Source organism: Ornithinibacillus bavariensis (assembly GCF_018333235.1).
Classification (GTDB): domain Bacteria; phylum Bacillota; class Bacilli; order Bacillales; family Amphibacillaceae; genus Ornithinibacillus; species Ornithinibacillus bavariensis.
Map to the genome: position 1 here is coordinate 48,242 of NZ_BORP01000004.1, position 13,295 is coordinate 61,536.

A 13,295-nucleotide genomic window follows, 5' to 3' on the forward strand; every position below is an offset into this window, starting at 1 on the left:
ATCACTATATTTCTATTGATGAAAGATAAATCACCTACATCAAATTTATAATAGTATAATCCTATGCACTCCAAAAATTAAAATCCTACCTATTCTAGTAGATTTTGTAATAGAACATAATCCTCTAGGAACTAAGAACCTTGCCTGTCAAAATTTGCAATGTATAATAGAATAGATTACTATTTTTAAGTGGGCCATTTATGAATCTAGGGCATTGGGTCCTTGATTTTCCAATAGTCAACAAAAAAAATGTATGATATAACTATTATTGTACATAGAAATGGAGGTTAAATTATGATTGTTGCGGGATTAACGATTGTAGTGATTGCAATTGCATTATTCATTCTATCATTCTTCGTAAATGATCGCTTTGAAAAAATAGAGAGTGATTTAGAGCAGTTGTCTATCTCAACAATGCAAGAAACATATCAGCTTAAGAAAAAAGTTAACGTTTTAGAGGAAGAATTACTACAAGAAGACTATAAATTCAGTGATACATTCCATGATACATTAGAGAATTAAAATAACTAAAGATAGGTGAAATTATGAAACAATCAATTCGTGCATTTGCGGTTGGCCTATTTACAGCTGGTATCATTATGCTTATCGTGAATTATTTCGATAGTAACAAGGTTAAAGATATATCCGAAATGCCTATGGATGATGTTGTCAGTCAATTAAAGGATAAAGGCTATCGCATTGTCTCAGAATCAGAGTATATCTCCCTTTCCATGAATAAGGATGCTTCGAAGGAGACCGCAGGACAAAATGTAGCTACTAAGGATGAAAAGGCAGAGAATAAAGAAAAGCAGGATGAAAATACTAAAGCAGATTCTAAAAAGCAAACCACTCCTCCTTCTACATCAAAAACAGAAGATACTAAGAAAGATGCTAACCAAGAACAGAAGCAAGAACAGGAAAAAGCAAAAACTTTCACATTAAAAATTGAATCGGGAATGCCTTCTTCTACAATTGCCAAGGAGTTAGCAGCTAATGGTATTGTTGATAATGCCGATAAGTTCATCGACTTCTTAGAAAAAGAAGGGTATGCGGTTCGTATCCAGCTTGGAGAATTTAAGCTCACAAGTGATATGAGCTATGAGCAAGTTGCAAAAGCACTAACAAGATAAAAAGAGGTTATCTCAGAGGTACCAACTTCCTTTACCGAAGGAGTTGGACCTGAGATTACCTCTTTTTTTAATCATTCAAATCGACAATTTCGCCTTTCACCAAAAACAATATACTCTCACCTATATTTGTTATATGATCAGCAAATCGTTCCAAATACCTCGCAATATATGCTATTTGCATGACATACTGAACCTGCTCAGGGAATGTTGCTGTTTCGGCTAATAGCTCTGTCACGACCTGTTTATATAATGAATCTACCTTATCATCCATCTCTGCAAGCTTTTGCGCAAACGTAATATCCTCATTTTGAAAAGCGCTAATAGCTGTTTCTAGCATAACTAGGGTTATATCTCGCATCGACTTTAACTCATGCGGAATCTCTGCCTGATATTCTTCACCCAAACGAATGGTTGCTTTAGCGATATTTTTAGCATTATCACCCATTCTTTCAATATCTGTAACCACCCGTAAGGCAATGATTAACCGCCGCAAATCTGTCGCTACTGGCTGCTGTTTTGCAATAAGGAGAATCGCTTTATCATTAATCATGCCTTCCTCCTTATCAATCGACTTATCATCACGAATAACCGTACGTGCTAATTCTGTGTCATGGTTAAATAATGCATCAATCGATTTACGTAAGGCCCTTTCCGTTAGTTTTGCCATACGAACAACGCTTGTATTTAATGCTTCCATTTCCGTATGGAACTGCTCTCGACTTACCACTATCCCATCTCCCCTCTATATGCCGGTACCCCTATCATATCGGGCTAATGTGAAAGGAATATGAAATTCTTGTAAATAAACTGTAAATACACAGGTATTAGCCTTTAAATTTGTACTGAATTTTTCTAGTAGTATAATAAGAATCATGTGGACTTAGCTTATTTAGTTTTTAGGACGTAGATACAAGTACATCTTTTTCACAGTCCCCTCTTAATTCTTCAACCTCTAATGAAAGCGAGATACACAACTATGGATATGTGGAATGACTTAATCAGCCAGTATGGATACATAGCTATTTTTTTCTTATTAACATTAGGAGTCATTGGACTTCCAATTCCAGACGAAGTACTCATGACCTATCTCGGTTATATAACATCCACTGGGAAAATGAGTTACTTATTAACTGTTTTGTTTGGAGTTGCTGGTTCCATTGTAGGTATTACAATAAGTTACATACTAGGAATTAAACTTGGGGAACCCTTTATCAGAAAATATGGCCCAAAATTTTTCATAAAAGAAAAAGCAGTTAAACGAACGAAACTGCTTTTCCATAAGCATGGGGCGTACATGCTTTTTGCTTGTTACTTTATTCCTGGTGTCCGGCATGTTGCAGCATATTTAGCAGGGATTACGGGATATAAGTACAGGCCCTTTGCATTATTTGCTTATAGTGGTGCGGTTGTTTGGGTACTGGTTTTCGTAACTCTAGGAAACCGCTTAGGGAGTCATTGGGAAATCATATTTTCCTTTATTAGTAGATACACTAAAATAATGCTGATTATTCTAGGTATTGGAGCAATCATAGCAATATTGTATTACTTCTTTTTTAAACGGATGAAGAGCAGTACATGATTATTAAATCATCCATTTACCAATAGCCTGACCGACAAGTACTTGGCTATCTATATTAGATAATGGCTGAAAATCATCATTTCTCTCTAAAAAGACTATCACTGTTGATCCGAAAGTGAAGTAACCTAGTTCTTCCCCTTTTTTAAAATGATTCTGGGAATTAGCTAACACAATGCTATTTATATTTAATGCTCCCACCTTAACCATGGCTAATCTACCATAGTCAGTAGAAAGCTCTGATACAATCCGATAATTCGTAGCAAAAGGCCTGTCTCCATATCGTAAACCAAGGTTATTTACTGGGTAGGATTTTTCACCAAGTGCATAACGAGAAAGTAGTGAGCCATCGATTGGATAATGAAAATGGTGATAATGAGCTGGAGACAGGTAGAATATGTAGAAAAAACCGCCATTATACACTTCTGCTTTACTTTCACTTCCAAATATCTCATCCAACTTATAGGTATGACCTTTAATTTGGAATGTTCGATCCTTAGCCACATTTCCCGCATCACTTAATATGCCATCGACTGGGGAAACAAGTGTATGTGGCGAAGTGTCTGTCATTCGAGAAGTGTTTTTTAATCGACGTGTAAAAAAATCATTTAATGATTGATAATGGTAAAGAGGGTATTCCATTTCTTCTTGATTGATGTCGTATATGCGTGCAAATGGTCTCACTAGAGGCTTGCTTAGCTTCGATTTTGCTATAGTCTTCAAAAGGTTGGAACTAATAGGATTTCCAGTCAATTCAACAAAATATTTTAAAAGTATTTTCTTCATCTTCTCATTTCCTTTGTCAATAATTTCAAATGTACGGTTGGCTTTCATCATGTTTAGTTGTATAATTTTTTGAGGAGGTGTATCATTTTTGTTTCTAGTAAAGAATTTTTATTATACGAAAATAAAGTCACAATTAGCAAATATTATTACATTAATGAATTTAGAGTTCGGAATTATATCTATTATACTTATGGCAAAGGGCTCATTTCATTTGAGTCTATTATTCATTTTTCTAGCAGTTTTTTTTGATAGATTTGATGGTATGGTAGCACGTAAATTAAATATTGAATCTGATTTTGGTAAAGAGCTTGATTCCTTAAGTGACCTTGTTTCATTTGGAGTAGCACCTGGTCTACTAGTCTATATGACAATTTTGAATAAATTACCTGGGGTAGGCTTATCGCTCATCGTGATTTATATTTTATGCGGAGCAATCCGATTAGCCAGGTACAATGTAAAAGAATTCGATGGTGCCTTTTACGGTATACCTATTACTGTTGCTGGCTTTTTGATGGCATTTTCAGTCCTCTTTTCGAATCATTTACCTATAATGTTTTATGTTATTCTTACATCTATATTAGCTGTTTTAATGGTGAGTAACATACGTATTCAGAAAATGTAATATCAATGTAGTAAAATTCAATATGAAGAGGTCGTTTTTTACGAAGAACTTCCTCATTTATAGCTTTAATTCAGTGACTGATGACTGAACAATAGGTTTTATGAAAATACCCTAAAATCGAATGATTCGAATTTAGGGTATTTTTCTTATTCATTTTCTTGGTCATTTTGAGAATCTTGTTCTTCCTGGTCCACTTGATTCGCTTGTTTATCCTCATCTTGCTTCATATCATCCTTTGCTCTATCTTCCTTCAAAGAGAAGTAAGCATCTAAGATTCCACGTGTGATGTTATGGTTAATAGGCGAACTTGAACTCTCATCTAGATTTGGCACGATAACTGCTATTGCGATTTCCGGATTATCATATGGTGCATATGCAACCATTGTTAGATTAACAGTTTTCGCTACAAGCTCTCCTTTATCATTGAAAACCTCATTCTGCGCTGTTCCTGTTTTACCTGCTACTTTGAAGTTGGTACCTCTAAAATAGTTATAGGCTGTTCCGCCTGGCTCTTGGAATACTTGGCGGAAGCCTTCCTGTACCCGTTTAATATACTTATCATCCATTACTATTCTATTTAAAATCTGTGTATTCGCAGTTTTATAGACAGTACCAAAGTCTTCAAGCCCAGTGGATGGATTGCGAACCTCTTTTAAGAAATGTGGCTGAACACGATATCCACCATTAGCGATTGTGGAAACATATTGGGCAAGCTGCATCGCAGTAAACGTATCATACTGGCCAATGGCATAGTCCATTAATAAACCAGCACCTGGTTTCGGACCAACATAACCAGTTGATTCATATGGAAAATCTATTCCCGTTTCTACGCCAAGACCAAATTGCTTGAAGTAATTTCGCATCTGTGTAAATGCTGCTGGATTAAAGCGAACTTTCTTCTCAAATTGATAATTGTATTCCCCACCCATTTTCAATGCAATATAGAACATGTAAACGTTAGATGACATTCGAAGCGCGTCTAAATCATTAACATAACCTAAGTCCTTCCATGACCCCTTCGTAGGTGTTCCTGCAATTTTCATTGGGGTATCAAATTCTGTATGTCCAGGAGTGATTATACCAGACTCATATCCAGATAAGATGGTTGCCCCTTTAACAGCAGAACCTGGACGATGTGCTTCATGTAGCACCTTATAAGAAGTATCCATAATCTCGTTCTGTTTCGCATCTGTAAAGCTCTGTCCGGATACAGCGAGTACTTCTCCCGTATTTGGATTCATAACAACAGCAAGTGCGTCACGTAAATGTCTTTCAGCGCCATTCTTTACGGCATTTTTAAGCTCCTGGCGTAAAACTTCATCCACCTTATCTTGAAATTCCATATCTACCGTTAGGATTACATCTTTTCCACTTTCACCAGGAACAACAACATCAGAATCCAAAATAACTCCACTATTACTCATCGTGTATTGGACCTGCTCTTTTCGTCCTCTTAGGAAGTCTTCATATTCTTTCTCTAATCCCGTATCACCAACTCGGTCATTTCTGCTATACCCTTTTGCAAGATAGTAGTCGATATTTTCAGCAGGCAGACCTGCTTTTTCAGTCGTAATCTTACCAATGATATTACGGAATGTGACATCATACGGATATTCACGAACCCAGTCAGTCGTTGCATTAATTCCAGGTAGTTCTGCTAGATGCTCTGCGACTCTAGCATATTCCTCAGGAGTTACCTCTTCACTTTTTACGATTTGTGGTGTTAGAGAATATGCTCGATCAAGTTCTTTTTTAATGAGGATAATTTCTTTATCTTGCTCAGTAATCTGATCATATTCTTCTTTAGTAATCCGTTCTAGAATCTCATTATATTGCTCTGAGTTATCCATCTCTTTTGCCTCTTCAAGTGGCAATTTTTTTAGAGCTTCCTTTTCATTCAACAAATACCAATATTCTTTTTTATCCCGTTCCGTAATTTTTTTGAGTTGCTTTTTCTTTTCCTCAGGATCTTTTTTAAACATGTCAATATATTCCGCAAGTTTTTGAGCCACTTCTAACCTGTCTTTTGCTTGAACACCCTTTGGGGGCGTGTATGTAATAGCATACATTGGTTTATTCTTCGCAATGACATTGTAATTGCGGTCATATATTTCTCCACGTGGTACTGGAATTTTTGTTATATCCTTTGTCGTTTTTTCAATTTCTGTTTGAAAAGCTTCCCCATTCAATATTTGAACAATACCAAGCTGTATGATTAGTACAGCAAATAATAAAAACACGATAAAAAATAATATATTTAAACGGAAGGGAAGTTGTGCTTTTTTCTTCTTATTTTGGACCTTCTTCATTACTCTCCCCCATAACTTGTTATTAGGTAATCTATTTATTTATTATAGCATCTTTTCTTACTTATTATCGATTTTTTTCGTCGGTAACTCGGTCTTTTATCAATATTTCTTTTTTATTCGTTCCAGTAAGGAATATATTACGTACGAATAAATAAATACCTAAATGCATGGCCCCAAAAAACACAAGCAGGAGTGGGATGATTTTTCCCTCATTAAACAATGTTATTCCAAGAATAAAGGCGAGAATAGAAACAACTCTACCAATGTTTGAATACAATTCCCGAACAACAATATATTCTATTCTAAGATCAGCAGCTTTCCAGGCTTTTCCGATAACATCATAGGTCATGGAGAAATATGGTACATTCATAATCGGGTATGCAATTCCAATGATGATACCGTACACAATTAAAGTTGCATAGCTCGCATGAAATAAAATAATAAATAAGGAGAGATAAAGCATAAGACTTCCAATTAATATTGCTTTCTTACGTTTCGATGGTTTAATAAATTTAGTGGCCAAAAAATAAAAAATGAAGGAAAAGCCAGAAAAAGCTAAGTTAAATGTACCAAGGGATAACTCACTTTGGGTGACAATATATACCCAGATCGTTATGACAAACATGAAAATACCTTCACGCAATCCTTGAAATAAATGTGCATTTAAAATTCGATTCCAATTACGGTTGTTCTTTCTTTCCTGAACGACTCGTCTAAATAAGTATACTCCCTCTGCTGGCCTTCTCTTTAAGAAAAAGCTACATATTACTGCACAAATAAATAAGACAAAAGATGAAGTGAAAATTGTACTATAACCAATATTCGCATCCATTTTTGAAATAATATAGCCAGCTGTAAACGGGCCGATCATCCCTCCAAATGACTGTAATACCCCTAAAAACCCATTAAAAAAATCTCTTGTTTCCGGCTCTGTAATTTCAAAGGTTAACACATTAAATGCCAGCCAATAAAAGCCATAACCGATACCAAGTAAGCTACCTAACATAAAATTAAAATGGGCAGATTTTTCTCCAATCATTAAAACACATAAAAAAAAGATTGATAAAAATATTACCCCCAACCTTAATACGATGACTCGGTCTACCTTTTTAGCAATTTTTCCCGCAACGATAAACGTAATTGGTTGGAAGACAGAGGTAGCTAAATTATATACCGCAATCGTATAATAGTTGCCGGCTGCTTGTTTCCATAAATAAATATTTACAAATGTATTAGATAAATATATGCCTAATGAATACAACCCACCTATAATCAACAAAAGAACTAAATCTCGATTGATTTCTGTCTTTCCCAAAACATATTGCAACGTTTTATTCATATTGTAATGCTCCTTTTCTCTTTCATTAGTGTAATCAATTCATTTTCAGATATTCAAAAAGAAAGAGAAAAAGGGCCTGACTATAAATAGCCAAGCCCTAGAGCATTATATGAATCAAAACGACATTATTTTGCTGCTTCGTAATTCTTTGTAACTTCATCCCAGTTAACTACATTCCAGAATGCAGAAACATAATCAGGACGCTTGTTTTGATAATTTAAGTAGTAAGCATGCTCCCAAACATCAAGACCTAATAAAGGAGTTTTACCTTCCATTAAAGGAGAATCTTGGTTTGGTGTGCTAGTTACTTCTACTTCACCATTATTTAGTACTAGCCAAGCCCAGCCAGAACCGAAACGGGATTTTGCAGCATTTTCAAATTCTTCCTTGAACTTGTCAAAGCTGCCAAATTTAGCATTGATTTTATCAGCTAATTCACCAGTAGGTTCTCCCCCACCATTTGGAGATAAGACTTTCCAGAATAGGCTATGGTTAGCGTGGCCACCACCATTATTACGTACTGCTGTACGAATACTTTCAGGTACTGCATCAAGATTACTAATTAGGTCTTCAAGAGTTTTACCTTGTAGATCTGATTGTCCTTCAAGAGCAGCATTTAAGTTAGTTACATAAGTATTATGATGCTTTGTATGGTGGATATTCATTGTTTCTTTATCAATTGTTGGCTCTAATGCATCATATGCATAAGGTAATTCAGGTAATTCAAATTTTGCCATAACAAGTTCCTCCTTATTAATAATTTGAGTATAAGGATATAATATCCTCTACAAGCAAGATTATCAGAGCTTTCCAGTTCTTGCAAATTATATGCCCAATAGGCATTGGCAACGATTACAGTGAACTTTGGAAGGAGAAATGATGCAATGGTATTGGATTATAGAAGCATGGGCTTTATTGCTATAAAGATTTATTTTATAAAATTTTATTAAGACAATTTGAGGCTAAATAGTGGGGGTTTGTCTGTTAGGATGGGGCTGTTGGCAGCGTTATTGCTTGGTTGGTTGATTGGTTTATTAGCATATAGCAATTAGACACTGTTAGTGGCTTTACTGCTTTTTCAGTCTATTAGAACCCGTCTATTAGACATTATTAGTGATTTTGGGCTTTTTCAGTCTATTAGAACCTGCCTATTAGACATTATTAGTGATTTTTGGCTTTTTGAGTCTATTAGAACCTGTCTATTAGACACTATTAGTGATTTTTGGCTTTTTGAGTCTATTAGAACCTGTCTATTAGACATTATTAGTGATTTTTGGCTTTTTGAGTCTATTAGAAGCTGCCTATTAGACATTATTAGTGATTTTTGGCTTTTTGAGTCTATTAGAACCTGTCTATTAGACATTATTAGTGATTTTTGACTTTTTGTGTCTATTAGAAGCTGTCTATTAGACACTATTAGTGATTTTTGGCTTTTTCAGTCTATTAGAACCTGTCTATTAGACACTATTAGTGATTTTTGGCTTTTTCAGTCTATTAGAACCTATCTAATAGACACTGTTAGTGATTTTTGGCTTTTAAAGTCTATTAGAAAGAGTTTATTAGACATATTTAGGGACCTCACTGCTTCTTAAGTCCTCTATTAAACAATATTAGTGACTTTATTTACTTCTTCAATATAATAGAACCGAATGATTAAACAAGAATAAAAACAAATTAAACCAAAACACAAAAAAACAAGCCTTAGCTTGTACAAAATGGTGGCTCGGGACGGAATCGAACCGCCGACACATGGATTTTCAGTCCATTGCTCTACCGACTGAGCTACCGAGCCTTATTGATTTTTAAAATAATAAAATATATATGGAGGAGGTAGAGGGATTCGAACCCCCGCGCGGTTTGACCCGCCTGTCGGTTTTCAAGACCGATCCCTTCAGCCAGACTTGGGTATACCTCCGAGTATAAATGGTGGACCCTGCAGGACTCGAACCTGCGACCGATCGGTTATGAGCCGATAGCTCTAACCAACTGAGCTAAGGGTCCTTACTTAATATGGGGCGATCGGTGGGAATCGAACCCACGAGTGCCGGAGCCACAATCCGGTGCGTTAACCACTTCGCCACGACCGCCATGATGTTATTACTATGATAGAAAATGGTAGCGGCGGAGGGGATCGAACCCACGACCTCACGGGTATGAACCGTACGCTCTCGCCAGCTGAGCTACGCCGCCATTTTGTAATTGGCTCCACAGGTAGGATTCGAACCTACGACCGATCGGTTAACAGCCGATTGCTCTACCACTGAGCTACTGTGGAATATTATTTATCACAGTACCTAAACAGTTTTTGATTCAGTAGAAAGTAGTGATTTCTCATCGTACTACTGATTGATGAGCACCCTCACTCGTCAACATTCTTACACAATGCTAGAGGACTACTTTACCGCTGAACTACTGTGGAATTAAGATAGATTATTTCCACTTTTATGACCACCTATTTCAGTGGCACAAAATATAATTTAACATAATTCGAAGTACATGTCAACAATTAACTTTTACAAGATATGTATTAAAACGACAATAAATAATATAGCATCTTTCTAATTTTTTTTCAACAATTATTTGCAAAAATTTGTTTCTAATCCATGAAATCCTTATCGCACCTTAATCTTTAAATAATGATGGACAACAGCATTTTCATATTCGCCATATATTTCATACATAAATGTCCCAGATGTGGTTGGCGCAGTAAACGTATATGTATTCAAATCAATATCAACTTTATCCAATCTTTCATAATCTTTCAATTGGAAAACAGTTATATGATTAGGTTTTTGGTTGAGGAAATCAAGTGTTACTAGATCTTTCTTTTTGACCTTTAATGTATCAAGCATATTATCTATATCATCCGGAAAAACATCCCCCATCATTATAGTTGTACCATCCTCTTGATCAAAAGTGCTTGTTCCATTTATAACCTTTACCTTTTCTTTTCCAACGACAGCATAGATGCAAGGGAATTTAGTTTCCTTGCATTTTTCTATTGAATGAATAGTTTTTCCTCTATCAAAAACTACAACAGTAGCTACTATGACCACTAATATGATTAAAGGTATAATCCAAATTTTCCTCATCAAGCCTCCCCCTTTTCTCTCCATGCTTCACCTAGATGGTCTCTAAATAACCACATGTTAAATATTTTTTCTTTGAACTGATCTTTCTTTCCAAATATAAGCAATATTATTTGATAAATATTTTAATTTCATCTTTGTATTTCGCCACTAGTTCATTTAATACTTTGTTTCCCTGTTCGTTATATTCATCGATGTCATCAATGTCACCTTGAAATTCACCTATTATTTCTTGTACATATGCATTCATATAGGCCATACTCTCTGAAGTCGCTTCAATATATTTCTTATAATAATCCTCAGGCTCCATTCCAAGCTTTTTAGCTTGTGAATCAGCAAAATTACGAATCACCTCTGCTACTGGAGAAGCATCTTCTTCAGCGGGATAGGTAGCATGCTCCTCAATTATCTCCTGAACTTCCTCCGCGACATCGATTTTCAATTTTTTAGCTTCTTGTATAACCAATACTGCCTTCACTGTACCCTCAATCGCATCCATTATTTTTTCATCAGGATATAGAAAGCGTAAATCACCAATTGTAATTTCTTCTCCCCTAACTATTGCTACTACATCCTCATTTTTGTATCCTGTTGAATTGGAGCATCCAACTAGTATAAAAAACAAAATGAGTAAGGATAACTGACAAAGATTGCGCATTGACTTCCAACTCCATTCAATCACAAAAATGATCATTTATATTGATTATAGTGTTATCGCTACGGAAGCTAAGGCTAGAATAATAGAACTAAAAATATAAATCTCTGTTATCTAGGGGAACCTCCCTCAACCATCATGGAAAATAACAGCAAGACAACGGAACTTTAATCATTAATAATTTCCTACACAAATTTCCCATGAGTGCTACCTTAAACTTTATCACAAAATTCCAAATAATTACAATAGAAATAGTGGTTGCTTTTATTCTCGATTTAGATGCCATTATGGCATCTAATCTTTAACCCACTTATCAAATTTCCATCTATAAATTTCCTTAAAATAATTTTCCGTCCTCAAATTAATAATTACTCAACGGTTTCCATTTACTTTATCTGTTATGGAATCACTTAATGCTTTACTTAAAATCTCCCCTGGTAGACCGTCTATTTCACATAGTTTTTCCGAAATAAAGCCCCTATTCGTTAGGATCATCCTGGAAGGAATATTGTTGGGATCAATGATGGCGGTTAGTCGGGTTAAGGCTGTATTTCTTGCTTGTTCTATAAAATAATCGGCTATTTTGCTACCATAGCTATTTCCCCAAAACTCAGGTAAAAGCATATAACCTAATTCCGCTTCAACAGTATTCTCTTCATTTAAAATCAAACGGCCTAGACCGAGAAAGACATTATCGGTAGTTGACACTTTATATGTACCAAATAGTTCATGTTTTTTATTAAGCTCTAATATTTTCTTATAGTTTGTGTGAGCTTCCTCTAATGGTATAGCTCGCTCAGTTATCATAGCCATTACCGATTCATTTGAAACTAGACTAAAATAATGATCGAAATCATCCGAATGAAACTTCCTAAAATAAAGGTTTGTCATTTAATATCTCCTACTCTCTCTGGTCTATTTTCCCATATATATTTCGTATAAAGTTTGTCATGACCACATCATAATCTGGATAATGATATTCCAACTCAAAAGCTACTTTTTTCGAATATTGTCGAAACATATCACAGCATATCTGAAATGATTGCCATGTCTCTTTATAGCCAACTAATGAAAAAGTACTTAGTAACCTATCAAAAACCTCTTTGGAAATATGCTGATCGATAAATTTGTAATATTTTCCTAAACTAAAATTAAATCCCTTCCTTAATCCAATTTTCCATGACATCATACGTAAAAGCTCTGGGCGAAGTATTTGATTAAAATGATCGATAGCATAAAGTATTTCTTTACGATACAATCCTTTAGCCACATATGTAGATACGCTCCAAAATTCATTACAGCAATCAATAAACTCCCGTTCTGACGGTTTTTTAATCCAATATCTCTCATCACTTGTGACAATCTTATTGGAGATACGATTATCCTTATCAATTAAGAGTTTTACTAAACCATCCGATTCCGAAAAATAGTGCTCGATTTCCTCAAGGGGGATTAATGTTAAATCTATCTTAATGCCATCTTTAAAATACATGAGGTAGCTATACCAACTTCCTAATTCGGATGGATACAACTCCATGTTCTCTGGCTTTTGAAGAAAAAGCAATTCCCCGAATTTATTTAACCAATCATCATTCCTCTTATAAAATTCCATATCTGTTACAAAAAAGGTTATATCATAGTCTTGAAAGTCATCCTTAAGGATATTTTCATTTGTTCTAGAGCCTTCCAATACAGATAATCTGATTAAATCATCTTCTTCTACAATTAAATTAAAAAGATTGAGTATTTCATTTTCGTTACGCAATTTAAATACCCCCAATTCTACCTA

13 protein-coding genes and 6 tRNA genes are annotated in these 13,295 nt (G+C 35.1%); 4 read left to right on the plus strand and 15 right to left on the minus strand.

The window, feature by feature from the left end; all coding sequences use genetic code 11:
• The first annotated feature begins 294 nt into the window (after positions 1 to 294).
• A complete protein-coding gene (locus KI338_RS10825; protein ID WP_212921026.1) occupies positions 295 to 522 on the plus strand; it encodes a hypothetical protein in 228 nt (75 codons plus the stop codon).
• Positions 523 to 545: 23 nt separating this feature from the next.
• Positions 546 to 1,130 carry a hypothetical protein gene (locus tag KI338_RS10830; RefSeq protein ID WP_212921027.1) on the plus strand — a complete coding sequence of 195 codons (585 nt, stop codon included), beginning with the start codon at positions 546 to 548 and terminating at the stop codon, positions 1,128 to 1,130.
• 67 nt (positions 1,131 to 1,197) lie between these two features.
• On the opposite strand, the gene phoU is transcribed toward KI338_RS10830, so the two are convergent.
• Complete coding sequence (gene phoU / locus KI338_RS10835) at positions 1,198 to 1,857, minus strand: phosphate signaling complex protein PhoU (protein ID WP_212921028.1); 660 nt, start codon at positions 1,855 to 1,857, stop codon at positions 1,198 to 1,200.
• Between the two features lie 249 nt (positions 1,858 to 2,106).
• Between phoU and KI338_RS10840 the strand changes: the two genes are divergently transcribed.
• The gene (locus KI338_RS10840) at positions 2,107 to 2,709 is read left to right on the plus strand and encodes a DedA family protein (protein ID WP_212921029.1); all 603 of its coding nucleotides are present in this window, start codon (positions 2,107 to 2,109) and stop codon (positions 2,707 to 2,709) included.
• Positions 2,710 to 2,712: 3 nt separating this feature from the next.
• On the opposite strand, the gene KI338_RS10845 is transcribed toward KI338_RS10840, so the two are convergent.
• Positions 2,713 to 3,492 carry a phosphatidylserine decarboxylase gene (locus KI338_RS10845; protein ID WP_212921030.1) on the minus strand — a complete coding sequence of 260 codons (780 nt, stop codon included), beginning with the start codon at positions 3,490 to 3,492 and terminating at the stop codon, positions 2,713 to 2,715.
• Between the two features lie 88 nt (positions 3,493 to 3,580).
• Between KI338_RS10845 and pssA the strand changes: the two genes are divergently transcribed.
• Positions 3,581 to 4,114, plus strand: a complete 534-nt coding sequence (pssA, locus tag KI338_RS10850) for a CDP-diacylglycerol--serine O-phosphatidyltransferase (RefSeq protein ID WP_212921031.1) — start codon at positions 3,581 to 3,583, stop codon at positions 4,112 to 4,114.
• 146 nt (positions 4,115 to 4,260) lie between these two features.
• Here pssA and KI338_RS10855 read toward each other — a convergent pair whose 3' ends face one another.
• The 13 genes from KI338_RS10855 to ant(6) all read right to left on the minus strand — a co-directional run bounded on the left by KI338_RS10855 (position 4,261) and on the right by ant(6) (position 13,271).
• The gene (locus KI338_RS10855) at positions 4,261 to 6,423 is read right to left on the minus strand and encodes a peptidoglycan D,D-transpeptidase FtsI family protein (RefSeq protein ID WP_212921032.1); all 2,163 of its coding nucleotides are present in this window, start codon (positions 6,421 to 6,423) and stop codon (positions 4,261 to 4,263) included.
• 64 nt (positions 6,424 to 6,487) lie between these two features.
• Positions 6,488 to 7,762, minus strand: coding sequence for an MFS transporter (locus KI338_RS10860; protein WP_212921033.1), 1,275 nt, complete (start codon positions 7,760 to 7,762; stop codon positions 6,488 to 6,490).
• A 125-nt stretch (positions 7,763 to 7,887) separates the two neighbouring features.
• On the minus strand, positions 7,888 to 8,499 hold the full coding sequence (locus tag KI338_RS10865; protein WP_212921034.1) for a superoxide dismutase: 612 nt from the start codon (positions 8,497 to 8,499) through the stop codon (positions 7,888 to 7,890).
• 979 nt (positions 8,500 to 9,478) lie between these two features.
• A tRNA-Phe gene (locus KI338_RS10870) sits at positions 9,479 to 9,554 on the minus strand.
• 30 nt (positions 9,555 to 9,584) lie between these two features.
• Positions 9,585 to 9,677, minus strand: a tRNA-Ser gene (locus KI338_RS10875).
• Between the two features lie 9 nt (positions 9,678 to 9,686).
• Positions 9,687 to 9,763 (minus strand) — tRNA-Ile (locus KI338_RS10880).
• A gap of 10 nt (positions 9,764 to 9,773) precedes the next feature.
• Positions 9,774 to 9,849, minus strand: a tRNA-His gene (locus KI338_RS10885).
• Positions 9,850 to 9,875: 26 nt separating this feature from the next.
• Positions 9,876 to 9,952, minus strand: a tRNA-Met gene (locus KI338_RS10890).
• Positions 9,953 to 9,962: 10 nt separating this feature from the next.
• A tRNA-Asn gene (locus tag KI338_RS10895) sits at positions 9,963 to 10,037 on the minus strand.
• Positions 10,038 to 10,374: 337 nt separating this feature from the next.
• Entirely contained in the window at positions 10,375 to 10,854 is a 480-nt protein-coding gene (locus KI338_RS10900) for a hypothetical protein (protein ID WP_212921035.1), read from the minus strand.
• A 106-nt stretch (positions 10,855 to 10,960) separates the two neighbouring features.
• The gene (locus KI338_RS10905; protein WP_212921036.1) at positions 10,961 to 11,509 is read right to left on the minus strand and encodes a hypothetical protein; all 549 of its coding nucleotides are present in this window, start codon (positions 11,507 to 11,509) and stop codon (positions 10,961 to 10,963) included.
• Positions 11,510 to 11,878: 369 nt separating this feature from the next.
• Complete coding sequence (locus tag KI338_RS10910; protein ID WP_212921037.1) at positions 11,879 to 12,397, minus strand: GNAT family N-acetyltransferase; 519 nt, start codon at positions 12,395 to 12,397, stop codon at positions 11,879 to 11,881.
• A 10-nt stretch (positions 12,398 to 12,407) separates the two neighbouring features.
• A complete protein-coding gene (gene ant(6) / locus KI338_RS10915; RefSeq protein WP_212921038.1) occupies positions 12,408 to 13,271 on the minus strand; it encodes an aminoglycoside 6-adenylyltransferase in 864 nt (287 codons plus the stop codon).
• Between the last annotated feature and the right edge of the window lie 24 nt (positions 13,272 to 13,295).